This is a genomic window from Collinsella sp. TF11-5AC, assembly GCF_003436775.1.
In the GTDB taxonomy this organism is placed as follows: Bacteria; Actinomycetota; Coriobacteriia; order Coriobacteriales; family Coriobacteriaceae; genus Collinsella.
This window is the reverse complement of record NZ_QSQO01000015.1, coordinates 15,568-30,358: the sequence shown is the minus strand read 5'-3', so window position 1 is coordinate 30,358 and position 14,791 is coordinate 15,568. Positions and strand designations below refer to the sequence as shown.

At 60.0% G+C, this 14,791-nt stretch carries 12 protein-coding genes; all 12 read right to left on the bottom strand.

Features of this window, described 5'->3' with window-relative positions; all coding sequences use genetic code 11:
* Window positions 1-93: 93 nt before the first annotated feature.
* The 12 genes from whiA to uvrC all read right to left on the bottom strand — a co-directional run bounded on the left by whiA (window position 94) and on the right by uvrC (window position 14,788).
* Window positions 94-1,023: a DNA-binding protein WhiA gene (gene whiA, locus DXD16_RS07360; protein ID WP_099431435.1), complete on the bottom strand. Its 930-nt coding sequence runs from the start codon at window positions 1,021-1,023 to the stop codon at window positions 94-96.
* Between the two features lie 6 nt (window positions 1,024-1,029).
* The gene (rapZ, locus tag DXD16_RS07355; protein ID WP_022094878.1) at window positions 1,030-1,950 is read right to left on the bottom strand and encodes an RNase adapter RapZ; all 921 of its coding nucleotides are present in this window, start codon (window positions 1,948-1,950) and stop codon (window positions 1,030-1,032) included.
* Between the two features lie 101 nt (window positions 1,951-2,051).
* The gene (locus DXD16_RS07350) at window positions 2,052-2,738 is read right to left on the bottom strand and encodes an N-acetylmannosamine-6-phosphate 2-epimerase (RefSeq protein WP_022094877.1); all 687 of its coding nucleotides are present in this window, start codon (window positions 2,736-2,738) and stop codon (window positions 2,052-2,054) included.
* Window positions 2,739-2,878: 140 nt separating this feature from the next.
* Window positions 2,879-3,844 carry an ROK family protein gene (locus DXD16_RS07345; protein WP_117655650.1) on the bottom strand — a complete coding sequence of 322 codons (966 nt, stop codon included), beginning with the start codon at window positions 3,842-3,844 and terminating at the stop codon, window positions 2,879-2,881.
* Between the two features lie 172 nt (window positions 3,845-4,016).
* Entirely contained in the window at window positions 4,017-4,937 is a 921-nt protein-coding gene (locus tag DXD16_RS07340; protein ID WP_035138887.1) for a dihydrodipicolinate synthase family protein, read from the bottom strand.
* 68 nt (window positions 4,938-5,005) lie between these two features.
* Window positions 5,006-5,857 (bottom strand): acetylxylan esterase, encoded by an 852-nt coding sequence (locus DXD16_RS07335; RefSeq protein ID WP_117655649.1) that lies wholly within the window; start codon window positions 5,855-5,857, stop codon window positions 5,006-5,008.
* Window positions 5,850-6,827 carry an acetylxylan esterase gene (locus DXD16_RS07330; RefSeq protein WP_117647499.1) on the bottom strand — a complete coding sequence of 326 codons (978 nt, stop codon included), beginning with the start codon at window positions 6,825-6,827 and terminating at the stop codon, window positions 5,850-5,852. The genes DXD16_RS07335 and DXD16_RS07330 overlap by 8 nt, the downstream gene beginning before the upstream one ends.
* Before the next feature lie 80 nt (window positions 6,828-6,907).
* Entirely contained in the window at window positions 6,908-7,735 is an 828-nt protein-coding gene (locus DXD16_RS07325) for an ABC transporter ATP-binding protein (protein ID WP_006236159.1), read from the bottom strand.
* Window positions 7,736-9,751 (bottom strand): dipeptide/oligopeptide/nickel ABC transporter permease/ATP-binding protein, encoded by a 2,016-nt coding sequence (locus DXD16_RS07320; protein ID WP_035138893.1) that lies wholly within the window; start codon window positions 9,749-9,751, stop codon window positions 7,736-7,738.
* 3 nt (window positions 9,752-9,754) lie between these two features.
* Window positions 9,755-10,711, bottom strand: coding sequence for an ABC transporter permease (locus DXD16_RS07315; protein WP_055251823.1), 957 nt, complete (start codon window positions 10,709-10,711; stop codon window positions 9,755-9,757).
* A 157-nt stretch (window positions 10,712-10,868) separates the two neighbouring features.
* Complete coding sequence (locus tag DXD16_RS07310) at window positions 10,869-12,482, bottom strand: ABC transporter substrate-binding protein (RefSeq protein WP_117655648.1); 1,614 nt, start codon at window positions 12,480-12,482, stop codon at window positions 10,869-10,871.
* A 365-nt stretch (window positions 12,483-12,847) separates the two neighbouring features.
* Window positions 12,848-14,788: an excinuclease ABC subunit UvrC gene (uvrC, locus tag DXD16_RS07305; RefSeq protein WP_311774759.1), complete on the bottom strand. Its 1,941-nt coding sequence runs from the start codon at window positions 14,786-14,788 to the stop codon at window positions 12,848-12,850.
* Between the last annotated feature and the right edge of the window lie 3 nt (window positions 14,789-14,791).

The window sequence follows — 14,791 nt, the reverse complement described above, 5'->3', positions numbered from 1 at the left end:
ACGAGAATAGTCGAAATTGAAAATCAAATTTACGTTAAAACGTTTTAAAGAATAAAATAGCAGCTAAATCCGTATATAAGTCGATACTATAAACTACCTGTTTGCTTCAATGAGCTTTTCAAGCCTCAAAACTCGATGGTAGAGGGCCGACTTCGACAAGGGAGGGTCAGCCATCTCCCCTAAATCACGCAGCGACAGATCGGGATAGCGCTCGCGCAGGTCGCAAAAGACCGCCAAGGCATCCGGAAGCGCATCGCGAAGGCCGCGCTGCTCGAGCTCATCGATAAGCGCAAGCTGATGCTGGGCAGCACCGGCGCTTCTGGTCTGGTTGGCGAGCTCGGCGTTCACGCGACGGTTCACATCGTTCTTAACCAACTTGACCGCGCGCGCCTCCTCAATCTCGGCAACGCTGCGCTTGGCACCAATCAGCTTTAATAGATGCTCGATTTCCTCGGCGCTCTTAATGTACACGGCATATGACCCCCGCCGCGCATTAACACGAGCATGGACCCCAATCTGCCCCAACAGGTCGCAAAGCCCCTTGGCATATTGCTCACCCTGCACCGCGATCTCCAAATGGAAATCGCCGCGTGGATCGGCCACGAAGCCGCCCGCGATGAGCGCGCCGCGGATGTAGGCAAGCCTGCAGCAGGGACGGGCAACGATGTGTCGGGGAACACCAGCGACGAGCCCTCCTCTGCGGTCTAGAATGCCCAGCAGCACCAGAGCCTTGTCCAAGTCGGGTTGATCGGGCAGGGTAATGAGATAGTTACGGACCTTATGCAAGACCGATTTACGAACGGTGAATTCCGTTTTGAGCTTAAGGATGCGATGCGTCAGCGTGATCATCGTGCGCGCGACGGCTCCCGTCTCGGTCGCGACCGTCAAACGATACCGCCCGGAGCCGGCCAACGAAAGCGTACCGCTCACACGCGTCAGGGCGGCAAGCGTCGACAAATCGCAGTATTCACATTCGGGTTCGCAGCGCGCAAGCTCGTCGCGCACCTCAGCGGTAAACGACATGCAGGCCTATGCCTTCGTGTTGGCGCGCGACAGGTCGCGGTGGGAGATGCTCACGTGATACTGGGCGCCTTCCAGGTAACGGGCCGTGGCCTCGGCAATGGCGACGCTACGGTGCTGTCCGCCCGTGCAGCCGATGGCGATAGAAAGCTGCGGCTTACCCTCCGCGATATAGCCCGGCATCACCGTATCGAGCAGCTGTGTCCAAGCCTTCCAAAACTCCTGCGTCTTGGGGTGGTCCAGAACAAAATCGGAGACCTTTTTATCGAGACCGGTCATCGTGCGCATCTCGGGATCGTAAAACGGATTGGGCAGGAAGCGGACGTCGATCATAATGTCCGCCTCGACGGGCATGCCGTGCTTAAAGCCAAACGAGAACACATGGACGTCCATGAGCTGTTGGTCGGACAGCTCGGAAAATGCCATACGTAGCTTGTTGCGCAGCGCAGAGGTGCGCAGACGACTCGTGTCGATAATCATATCGGCTCGATCGCGCACGCCCTGCAGCTGAAGGCGCTCGCGCTGAATGGCATCGGCCGTAGTCTCCCCCGGCTTGGCAATGGGATGACGGCGGCGATTTTCGCTGTAGCGACGAATCAGCACCTCGTCAGAAGCCTCCAGGAACACGATGTCGCAGCTCATCTCGCGCTCTTCGAGCGCGGCGACCGCATCGAGCAACTCGTCAAACAGTCCCTGGCTACGCAAATCGCAGGTGACGGCGAGATGCCTGCCCACGCCCGTATTGATGCCGACGAGCTCGGCAAGCTGGGCGATGAGACGCGGAGGCAGGTTATCAATGCAAAAATAGCCCATGTCCTCGAACACGTGCATGGCCTGTGTGCGGCCCGATCCGGACATTCCGGTGATGATGACGATATCGGGGATGCGCTCCGAGCGCTCCGCCGCATCCATGGCATCTCCCTTTTGCATGTGCTGCCTCCCAAAAACAAGCGCGGGACCCAGCAACCCGGATCCCGCGCGGTCAATTGCCTATATTGAGTATACCGCCCCGAGCGGATACGAGGCCTGTCTTACGCCTCAAGCGCAGCCTTGAACCAACTCGTAATACTCGTGGGGTGCGTGATGGCGGTGCCGACGACAACGGCCCAGGCGCCAGCATCGATCGCAGCGCGAGCCTCCTCGGGCGTGTGCACGCGGCCCTCGCAGATGATGGGAAGACCGGGGAATTCCTCGGTCGCCTGACGCAGGAGTGGCAGGTCGGGGCCATCGGCCATGGTGCAGTCGATGGCGGCGACGCCGTGAGAAAGCGTGGTGGATACCAGGTCAAAGCCCATATCAACCGCACGGCGAATGTCCTCGATGGTGGCACAATCCGCCATCAGGAGCACACCCTCCTCGTGCAGCGGGCGGAAGGTATCCTCGACGGTCTTGCCATCGGGACGCGGACGATCGGTGGCGTCGATCGCCACGATATCGGCACCGGCAGCAACGCAGGCGCGAGCGTGACGCAGCGTCGGCGTGATGTAAACGCCCTCGTGTCCATCCTTCCACAGGCCGATGACGGGAACCTCACAGCGACCCTTAATAGCGGCAATGTCGGCAAGGCCCTGACAGCGAATGGCGGCGGCGCCGCCAAGCTCGCAAGCGCGAGACATTTGAGCCATGGTCTCGGGCGTACGAAGCGGCTCGCCCATATACGCCTGAACGCTCACGACGAGCTTACCCTTCAGGGATTGAATCAAAGGATCAACGGTCATGTGCGACTCAACCTTTCTCAAAACAGCCTTCTGAGACACCGCACCTTGACGTTCAAACCGTCGCTCGCGTACCGAAGTACGCTTCGCTCCTCTTTCACGTCAATCTGCGGCACCTCAGAAGGCGCACTTGGTAGTTATGTTTACTTCAACGACGCAAGAAGGTGTTCGGCGGCACCGATGAGCGGAGCATCGCCCTCCAGAGACCCGATGAGAATCGGCGTGTCCTGGAGCGGATCGAGCGCCTGGCTGGCATAGCCCTCGTGCACCGAATCCTTCCACGTCTGCGAACGCCAATCGGGACCCTGATGAATCACGCCGCCCGAAAGCACGATGACCTCTGGATCCAGAATGTTGGCGAGCGAGCCTAAGCTAGCGCCCAGTGCAAAGCCGGCGTCATGGATGACCTCGGTCGCCTTTGCGTCGCCCGCGTGGCACAGGTCGTTCACATCGCGACCGACCGAAGGACGGCTGGGGTCGACGCGGCCAAAGCGCTCATCGTACATACGACCAATGGAAGTGCCCGAAGCAACAGACTCAAGATGGCCGGAACGCCCGCAGGCGCAGGGAATGCCGGCGGCAGCCGAGCACTCGATGTGGCCCATATGACCGGCAGCACCATGGAAGCCCTGCATCACGCGGCCGTTCTCGACATATGCGCCGCCGATGCCCGTACCGATTCCCAGGCACAAGACGGAGAACTTGCCCTTGCCGACGCCCCAGTGGGCCTCGCCCAGAGCATGAGCCTGCACGTCGCCCACAACGGCAACGGGAAGACCAAGGTCCTCGCGCAGACGCGGCCCCAACTGAACGCCAGACCAGCCGGGCATAATCTCGTTGGCATACGCGATGGCGCCCGTCTTGGGGTCGACGACGCCTGCGGCGCCAATGCCGACACCAAGAACCTCGACATCGGGGTTCGCTTCGATGGCGGCCTTAATAGACGCCTCGATGCGCTGGAAAACTGCCTCGCCGCCTTCTTGGGCCTCGGTGGGAACCTCGGCTTCAAAGACCGGATGGGGCACGCTGCCATCAGCCGGGTACTCCATGATGGCAGTCGCAATTTTAGTTCCGCCGATATCGACAGAGCAGACGTACTTGTTCTCCATGTCGCTCTCCTTCGGAGATAAAAACAACTACAGGAAATGCGCCGTCAGGCTAGCCGTCACAGCGCAGTAAAGGTTATCCAGGTGCCCGAGATCGCCGAGAAACCGTGTGGCCATTGACCTAACGGGTCATGGCCACACGGTTGAACGGCGAGGTCGGGTGCCTGGGAAAGCTTTACAGGAGACCGTTGTCCTGGAGGACCTTCTTAATAGCCTCGACGTTCTCGCCAGTCATGGCCTTCACCGGGCGCGGCATGGTCGGGCTGTCGAAGATGCCCATGAGGTTCATAGCGGTCTTGAAGGCGCCGACGCCACCGGCATAGCCCTGGACGCCCGAGGTGACATCCCAGATGTGGGAGATCTCGTTGAGGCGATCCTGCTCGGCCTTGACGGTAGCCCAGTCACCGGCCTGAGCGGCCTTCCACTGGCGCACGTAGCCCTCGGGCTCAACGTTGGCAAGGCCCGGGACAGAACCGTCGGCGCCACCGAGGTAAGCGCCGTCGACGACAACCTCGTGACCGGTGAGGATACTCATCGGATGACCGTTCTTCTCGTTCTCCTGAACGAGGTAGCGGAACGAGATGTCATCACCCGAGGAATCCTTGACGCCAGCAAGGACGCCCTCGGCGCCGAGCTTGGCAAGGAGCTTCCAGGGGAGCTTGGTGTGAACGCAGACGGGAATGTCATAGGCAAAGATGGGCAGGTCGAGCTCCTCGTGCAGGATGCGGAAGTGCTCCTCGACCTCGGTCATGCCCTGCAGGGCATAGAACGGGCAGGTGGCGACAAGCGCATCGGCGCCCAGCTCCTGAGCGACCTTACCGTGCTCGATCATGCGCTCGGTCTCGGTATCGATGATGCCGACCAGGACGGGCACGCGGTGGTCGACGATACGAACGGCCTCGGCAATGATCTGGCGACGACGCTCATCGGTGGAGAAAACGACCTCGCCCGAAGAGCCCAGGAAGAACAGGCCATCGACGCCGGCATCGATCATGCGGTTGATGCTGCGCTCAAAGGAGGCAACGTCGAGCTGGTGGTCTTCGGTATCGGGAACAACGACGGGAGGGATAACGCCGGTGAATTTCTGAGTTGCCACAAGAATCTCCTTAGTTGTCTGGCGGGCGGCCCTATGCCACCCACTCTTGTTGGCAGTGTCCAGGCCGTCTAGGCCAAAGAACACGGGTAGAACGTTTGGTTAAAAAAGTCGATGACTTCGTTTTCGAACGCATTGATGCGCTCATGAGCGTATTTGGCATAGATGATATGCCTCCGGTCACACTCAAGACCGTTGAATACGGCAAACTGGCCCTTGGGATCGCACACGGCATCCATGAGCGATGTGCCCATGAGCACCGATCCACGCACCCGAGACGACAACGCCTCGAGGCCACCGGGAATTGGATTGGCAACCGCCGTGCAGGCGAGGCCCCGCTCGTCCAGAGCAGAAACCGCCAGCGCGACTCCGCCGCCAAGGCCCTCGCCCCATGCAAAGATGCGGTCGGGGTCCACGCCATCAAGATTGCGCGCCACCTTCGCCATCGCGCAACCCCAACGGACGCGCTTGACAAAAGCAGGAGAGGCAATCCCCTGCTGCAGCTCGCTGGATCCAATCGCCTCATCGTCCAGCGCAAGCACGGCATATCCCATGGCCGCAAACCTCGTCATGTGATGCCATCCCCGCACGGGTCGGTCGATGTCGTGAAACATCAGACATAGCGGCACAAGCTCGGATGCTCGGGCGCGACCGGCAGGCTCGATCAAACGTGCGTGGACCACATCGCCACCAAGCTCAAAGGAAACCTCGGAGTAGCGGGCATACGGATTGGCGAAATCGATCGCCGTAATACTCGGCCCGCAAACCTCAAGGTCCGAAGCGGCTATCTCTAATTCGGAAACATCCGCAGAAGCATCACCGCGCCAATCCCGGAAATCAGCGAGCCTTGACGAGACCGTTCCGGGAATCCCCACAAGGTCGGAGACAATCAGCTCATTGACATTGCTCTCGCACTTAGACATGAGCCTCCCCTCCCTTGCAGAAAAACGGAATGATCAGATCGTCAAAATCCTGAATCTCCTCGTGGCCAAAGCCTTCAAAGAACTCATGACGCTTTTCACAGGTCAGGTTGTTATAGACCGCAAACTGCGTCGCTGGCGGACAGACGGTATCGGCTGTGCCGGTGCCAAACAGCACGGGGCATTTGACCATAGGGGCAAAGTTCTTGGAATCGAAGTACGCCAGCTTGGCATAGGCTTCGTCGATACGAGTCGAGTCCTCGTCAAACCAGCGAGACCAATAGCGCAGGCCCTCGTAGGCAATGTCGTCGGCATCCAAATCCCAGACCAGGCGGAAATCCGACAGGAAGGGATAGAGGATGGCGGCGCGATTGATAAGCTCGCTGTTAAGTGCACAGGTCGCAATGCCCAAACCGCCGCCCTGCGACGCGCCGTTCACAAACACACGGGCAAGATCGATGCCCTCGAGCTCGCGAACGATGCGGCACAGGATGCGAATATCTTGGTGCAAGCGGACATAGTAGAGGTTGGCCGGATCGCCGTCGATACCGGCGACGATATGGCCCGCGACCGTTGTGCCCTCAAATCCACCAATGTCCTCGGAGGGACCTCCTTGGCCGGGGCAGTCGAGGGCGATGAGTGCCATGCCCATGCCCGCAAACGACGCCTGCTCAAACCAGCTGCGGCTTGCACCCGGATACCCATGGAACTGAAGTACCAATGGCACGGGCTCGTCCGAGACGGGTTTAAGGTACTTGGCATGCAGGCGAGCGCCACACATGCCGGTATACCAGAGGTCGAAAAGCTGGCAGGTCACGGCATCGGTGACCGATGCCGTCTCGATCGCATAGTCAAGCCCGACGGCGTCGGCCTCGGCCATGCGGTCCTTCCAAAAGAGATCGAAATCTGATGGACGGGGCATGGCGCCCCGATACCCACCAAATTGCTGTTGTAGCTCCTGAGCACTTGGCATGGCTCGTGAACCCAACCTTTCGAAATCGCAACGGAGGTGCGCCCGGCAAGGGAACCGGGCGCACGGGAGGGAAAGCGAGGCTACTCGCCGAGCTTGGGATGCAGCAGCGACGGCGCAGCACCGAGCAGCATCTTGGTGTAGGGGTCCTGAGGGTGCTGGAAGACCTGCTTGGCCTCGCCCTGCTCGACGATCTTGCCGCCATTCATAACGATGATGTCGTCAGAGATATAGCGGACCGTCTGGATGTCATGGCTGATGAACACCATGGCCAGGCCGAGCTCCTTCTTAAGGTCGGTCAGCAGGTTCAGAATCTGCGCGCGGACCGAAACGTCCAGAGCCGAGGTGGGCTCGTCGGCGATGATGGCATCGGGGTTCAACGACAGGGCACGGGCAATTGCGACGCGCTGGCGCTGGCCGCCCGAAAGCTGGCCGGGAAGAACCTCGGCGGCAGAGCTGGGCAGACCGGTGAGCTCCAGGAGCTCCTTGACGCGCTTCTCCTGCTCGGCCTCGGTACCCAGGTTGTGGACGCGCATGGGGTCGAGCAGCTGCTCGCGAACGACCATGCGGGGATTGAGCGCCGTAGCCGGATTCTGGAACACGACCGAGATGACACGGCCCATGTGACGACGGTCCTCGGCGGTACGCTTAGTAACGTCCTTGCCCTTAAAGTAGACCTTGCCGCTCGTTGGGGCCTGCAGGCCGCACATGACGTTAGCGGTGGTGGACTTTCCGCAACCGGACTCGCCGACGATGCCGATCGTCTGACCGGGCATGAGCTTAATCGTTACACCCTGGACGGCGTGAACCAGGTTGGGGTGCAGAATCGAGCCGGTACGGGTCCTAAAGGTGACGTGGACGTCATCAAGGAAGATGATCGGCTCGACGCCGTTGACTGCGGTCTCGCTCATCTACATCACCTCCGCGTGAGGGGTCAAACCATTTGCCTTGAGCACCTCGTCGGGGAGCTCGGAATAGAAGTGCTCGGTGCCGGGCACGCGCTTGAAGACCGGACGGGTGTCCAGGCCAATGCGCGGATGGCTCGAGCGGGGCGCGAAGCGATCGCCCTTGGGGAAATCGCGCGGGCTCGGAACGGCGCCGGGTACCTGGTGCAGACGGCCCGAACCGCTCTCGATGGACAGAACGGAGCCCAGAAGACCGCGGGTGTACTCGTGGATCGGGTTAGTGAGCAGCTCCTTGGTGGGCGCCTGCTCGATAACCTGACCGGCGTACATAACCGTGATGTTATGGGCGACCTCGGCGACCAGCGCCAAGTCATGCGAGACGAAGATCATGGCAAAGCCGAGCTTGGCCTGAAGGTCGTTGAGCAGCTTGATGACCTGCTTCTGGACGGTAACGTCCAGAGCGGTCGTGGGCTCGTCGCAGATGACCAGTTTGGGGTCGCGGGTAAGGGCCATAGCGATCAGGACACGCTGACGCTGGCCACCGGAAAGCTCATGCGGGTAGCTCTCGAGCGTACGCTTGGGGTCGAGGCCCACGAGCTCCAGGAGTTCCTCGGCGCTGCGGGTGCCGCCGCGCTTGGTGAGCTGCTTCATCTGGGCAGAGATGAGCATGGAGGGGTTGAGCGAGGACAGGGCGTCCTGATAGACCATAGCGATATCGGTACCGCGCAGGCCGAACCACTCCTTCTTGCTCATCTTGAGCAGGTCGCGGCCCTCCCAGAGGACCTCGCCGGAAAGGTGCTCGTCATCGTCGGTCAGGCCCATGATGGCCAGCGTGGTGATGGACTTACCGCAACCGGACTCGCCCACCAGGCCCATGGTCTGACCAGGACGGACGTCAAAGTTGACATGGTCGACGACGTTGATATCGCCGTGATGCTCAAACTGAATGCAGAAGTCACGGACCGAGAGAATCGGTTCGACAGACTCGTCGGGCACATGGCGATCGTCACGCTTGAGCTCGACATCGCGCAGGGCGCCAAGGCGAGCGGAGAGGGACTGGGCCTGCTCCTTGTAGGCGCGAACGGGGTCGGAGACCAGCAGGTCGGCCTCGCGACGCTTGGAGGAATCGGTCGGATCCAGGGCGGCGGAGGGAGCAGCGGCCATGGCGTCGGTAATGCCCTCGGAGAGGATGTTGAGCGCCAGGCAGGTGATCATGATGGCCAGGCCCGGGAACAGCGCCTGCCACCAACGGCCGGCGAGCACGCCGCCGCGGGCGTCGGCGAGGATGTTGCCCCAGGTAGCGGTGGGCTCCTGGATACCAGCGCCGATGAAGGTCAGCGAGGCCTCGAAGATGATGGCGTCGGCGACCAGGGTAACGGTGAAGACCATGATCGGGGCGATGCAGTTACGCAGAACATGCTTGATCAAAATCCACGGAGCCTTGGCGCCGGAAACGATGACCGCGCGGACATAGTCCTCGCCGTACTCGGACACGATGTTGGCGCGCACGATACGGGCAATCTGCGGAGTGTACATAAAGCCGATGGCGAAGATGATCGACGGCACGGAGTTGCCCAGGATGGAGACGAAGACGGCCGCGAGGGCGATGCCCGGGATGGACATGATGATGTCCAGGATACGCATGATCGTCTCGGAAACGGCCTTGCGCGAAACCGCCGCAAGGGCGCCCACGACCGAGCCGCAGACCAGAGCCATGGCAGTGGCGCCAAAGCCGATAATCAGCGAGTAACGACCACCGTAGAGCATGCGCGACAGAATGTCGCGACCCTTATCGTCGGTACCGAAGATAAATCCGTTGCCGGGAGCCTGGCGAGCCGTAAAAATCTCGACCGGGCTATAGGGGGCAAGAAGGGGCGCCAGAATCGCAGTCAGGGCGACCAGCACCAACACGACGGCGGCAATCTTAGAAGACAGCGTCATCTTCTTCCAGCCACCGAGCTTGAGCCCCTTGGAGGCAGCCTTCTCGAGCTGCTCGGTTTGCTTCTCTCGAATCTTTACCATAATCTACACCGTCCTGATGCGCGGGTTGATGAGCAGGTAGAGCATGTCAACCACGATGTTGATGATGATGAAGGCAAGAGCAACGACGATAACGACGCCCTGAACCAGGTTCGCCTCGTTGCCCTGAACGCCCTGCAGAATCGCGGTGCCCATGCCGGGGAGGTTGAAGATAACCTCGATGACGACGGCGCCGCCCATGAGGTAACCGATCTTAAGACCGAGGGTGGTGACCGGGGTGATCAGCGCATTGCGAAGAACGTTGATGCCGACGACGACCTTCTCGGGAACGCCGGCGCCGCGAGCCATACGGACATAATCCTTATCGAGCTCCTCGACCATGGCGGTACGCACGATACGAGTCATCTGGCCCGTCAGCGGAAATGCCAAGGCGATAGCGGGCATGATCATACGTCCCAGATAGCCAGCCGGATTCGTGGTGAAGTGAGGCAGAGCACCCGATGCCGGAAGCACCTTAAGGTAGGAAGAGAACAGCAGGATCAACAGAACGGCAAGCCAGAACGACGGGGTTGCCAAGCCGGCGATGGAAAAGACGCGGATCACTTGGTCCGGCCATTTGTCGCGATACAGTGCCGCGATGACGCCGAGTAAAAACGAAACGACCGCACCGATGGCAAGGCCGATGAAGGTCAGCTGCATCGTGACGGGCAGGGCCGTGGAGATGCGCTTGGCAACGGAGTTGCGAGCAGCACCATAGGTGCCCATGTCGCCATGGATCAAATCGCCCATATAGCGCACGTAGCGCACAGGCCAGGGGTCGTCCAGACCATACTTCTCATGGTACTCGGCAACCGCCTCGGGCGAGGCACCGTCACCCAACGCCGTGTAGGCGGGGTCGGTCTTGGAGAACGACATAAGGAAGAACACCAGGACGGTGACGCCCAATGCCATGATCGGCAGCGCCACAAGACGCCTTCCAATCAAACGTAGCAAGTTGTTCACGTTCTCTCCCCTTTCTTTTGTCGGTAGGACCAACTGGTATATGAGTACGGATACTCATTACAAGACCCGAGCGACATCGAGGTCGCCCGGGTCTTTGTTTCAACTATGAGGATACGGTCCCAACGACCGACATCCTGCATACAGACTCAAGCGAGTCTTACGCCTTGACGGTCGCAACGCCCCTGAAGGACATGCTCGTCGTGCCGATGCCCTTGAAGCCATCGAGGGCCTCGCCGTTGGGCGCAGTGGACGGATCGTCCCAGGAAGCGGAGACGGTCTTGACGTGGACAACGGGGTACAGAACGGCGTTGTCGGCAATGATGTCGAAGCACTCGTTCCACTTCTTCTGCTGCTCATCGCCCTCAGCGGCAAGAGCCTCGTCCATGAGACCGTGGAGCTTCTGCCACTCAGCGGACTCCTTCCACGGGCAACGGGTCTGCATCCAGACGTTGTCGCCGTACCACCAGTTGAGCAGCAGGTCGGGGTCGGCGCCGAAGCAGGAAGGATCGCCAGGGGCAAGGAGGATATCGTAGGCCTCGCCGCCGTCGATGGCAGCGTAGGTGGCCGGCGAGGTATCGGTCTGGATGGTCACATCGAAGCCGAGAGCGTCGAGGTCATTCTTGACCTGGGCGGCCATGCCCTTAATCTGCTCGTTGTCGGTGGTGCGCAGGGTAATGGCACCCGGGGTGATGCCAGACTCCTCGATGAGCTTCTTAGCCTTCTTGGCGTCGGTCTTGTACACCGTGGAAGCCTCATGATAGTTGGTGAAGCTCTTGGGCAGGTAGCAGCTGGCAGCGGTGGCAAGGCCGGCGAAGGTGTTGCTGACCATCTTCTCGGTGTCGAGCGCATACATGACAGCCTGACGGACCTTGACGTTGTTCCAAGGCTCCTTGGCGACGTTGAACATGATGAAGCGGGTGCCGAAACCCTGAACGTTATCGATCTTGCAGCCGGCGCTCTCGAGCTGGTCGACGGCGTCAGCGGTAACGAGCTCCATAACGAGCGTGGAGCCCTCCTGCTGAGCGGTAACGCGAGCGGTGGGGTCGGTCAGGATGCTGTACTGGATCTTCTTATCCTCGGCAGCATACTCACCGTTGTACTCGGGGTTGGGAACCAGGGTGATCTCGGTATCGGAGATAGAGTCGTACATCCAGGGGCCGGAGCCGATCGGCTGCTTGGCGCGATCCTCCTCGGTCTGGGTGGCCGGGGTAACGCGGACGATGGCCAGACGATCCTTGAGCAGGGAGAAGTTGGGGACCTTGGTCTTGACCGTCACGGTGCTGGCGTCCTTGGCCTCGATGGACTCGAAGGGCTGGAAGAACGGGGCATAGGTAGCGGAAGCGGCGCAAGCGGTGTAGGAGGCAACGACATCGTCAGCGGTGACCTCGGTGCCATCGGAGAACTTGGCGCCCTTGCGGATGGTGACCTCGAAAGTGGTGTCGTCCACAGACTTGGGATCGTCGGTGGCGAGCTCTTTGAAGGTGCTGTAGTCGTGGTAATCGATGCCGTAGAGGCCCTCGACGACGTGCCAGTTAGCACCCAGGCCCACAGCGGAGCCGGTGCTGGCGGGATCGAAGCTGGACGGAGCGTAAGCGGAACCAGCGGTGATCACGCCGCCGCCACGGTTGGCGGAATCGGTGGAACCGGAAGCGGAACCCTCGTCGCTAGAGCTGCCACCGCAGCCGGTGAGACCAAGCCCTGCGACAGCAGCGACGCTGCCGGTGAGGCCGAGGAACGAACGCCTGGACATACCCTTGTTGATGATGGCCATGTCTTCTCCTATCAATAGAGAATCTTACCCGGGAGCGCCTAGACGTGCCCCCGCGCAACTTGCGGACGATATATACCTTACCTACCGACGAACCCAACTGAGGTGCCGCGCTCGGCGACCGATACATACATACGCTTGAACGGTATTTGCTACCGTTCACCGAATTCATTGACAAACGATTCGCCAGACAGTATGTATCGACGAGGTGAGATATCAGTCTTCGTCAACCCGCAGGATAGCAGGGTTGTTCACCATGGCTAGTCAAACGTTTTAGCGTTAATTAAACCCGAAATCGGCTGGTAATCGCCGTGAAATAAATGATTGAAAATCACGCAATCATGTATATCAGTTGTTTAGAGGCGTGTTTAGTTTTCGGATTGCTTTGCCGCCGCCTCGGCGCGCTCGGCATTCCATGCAACGAGCGCCTCGTGAACCGCTTTGGCGACATCGGCAGGAATGCCTCGAACTTCCGCGATCTCTTGCTCGCTCGCCGCGCGCAAACGCTTCATCGAGCCAAAATGGCGCATAAGGGCACGTTTTCTGGTGGGTCCCACGCCTGGAACGTCATCGAGTACCGAAACCGTCATGGCTTTATCGCGCAATTCGCGATGGAACGTGATGGCAAAACGGTGCGATTCATCGCGCACCTGTTTAATTAGATAGAGCGACGCGGACCCGGTCGGCAGCACGACGGGAGTCTCGTCCCAAGGCACGAAAACCTCCTCATCGGCCTTTGCCAAGCCACAAACTGGTATATCGAGCCCAAGAGCCTCAAGTTGCTTGATCGCAGCGGTCAATTGCGGCTTACCGCCATCGACAACGAGCAAATCGGGGCGCGAGCCAAAGCGCTCGTCGGCCATGCGCTCGGGAGCATAACGTCGTCCCAAAACCTCGGACATCGACACGAAGTCGTTTGCCTCGTCCAATTCGGCCTGAATTTTAAAACGACGATACTGACTCTTGTCGGCGCGCCCGTTGGTAAACACCACCATCGAGGCGACCGTAAAGGTGCCATGCAGTGTAGAGATATCGAAGCACTCGATACGCAACGGCGGCGATGGCAGCGCCAACGCACTTTCGAGCTCCAGGAGCGCTTGATTGGTGCGGTCGTCAGCGTACCCCGTTCGCATCATGTAGCGCATGAGGGCATGGCGCGCATTTTTGGATGCCATATCGAGCAGACGGTGCTTTTCGCCACGCTGCGGCCTATGGAGATGGCAGGAACGCTCACGCTTGCCCGCAAGCCACTCCCCCAGCGCTTCCGCATCCTCAAGCTCGACGGAAAGGTTGACCTCAGCTGGAATATCAGCCGTCTCGTCGTAATAGCGCTTAAGAAAGCCCGACTGGAGCTCTTCCTCGTCAACATCAAGACCCTTGTCGAGAATGAACTCGCAGGTGCGAACTGTTCGGCCCTCGCGAACGACGAAGACGCAAGCGGCGGAGATGGTCTCCTCGCGATAGAAACCGATGACATCTATATCGACACTGGAGGGAAAAACGACTTGCTGACGATCGTCCAGACCCCTGATGACCTCCAAACGACGTTTGACGCGTGCCGCGCGCTCAAAGTCGAGCGCCTCAGCGGCATCCGTCATCTCGGAGGTCAGCTCATCGACGACATCCTTGCGATGGCCCGACAAAAAGCGCTCGACACGCTTGACGTTCTTGGCATAGTCTGCCGGGGAAATCACGCCGACACACGCACCCGGGCCGCGCCCGACATGGTAGTCAAAGCAGGGGCGCCCGTTTTGCGCGCAAATCATATTGACGATGTCTTCCTCGCCCTTGTGGGACTCGACGATACGGCGACAACGACGCCACTCCGCACAGGATGCGGAGCAGATGGGGATAACCTTGCGCAGCGTATCTATCGTCTCACGTGCCGCGCGGCTATCGGTATAAGGTCCAAAATAGCGCGTTCCCGGCTTATGACGCTCACGCGTGTATTTGATAGCGGGATACAGGTCGCCCTTTGTAATGGCGATAAAGGGGTAGCTCTTGTCATCCTTGAGGTCGACGTTAAAGTACGGATGGTACTGACCAATCAAATTGCGCTCGAGCACCAACGCCTCGTGCTCGGTCTCCACCACGATATAGTCAAAGCTCGCCACCAGCTGCATCATCAGCGGGATCTTCTGGCGCTCGTCCTGCAGCGTCACGTACTGACGCATACGGGCGCGCAGGTTTTTCGCCTTGCCCACGTAGATGACATCGCCCTTGGCGTCTTTCCAAAGGTAGCAGCCGGGCTGCGTGGGAACGCGCGAAACCTGCTCGGCAAGCGTTGGAATGTTGTCGTGACCGGCCACGCG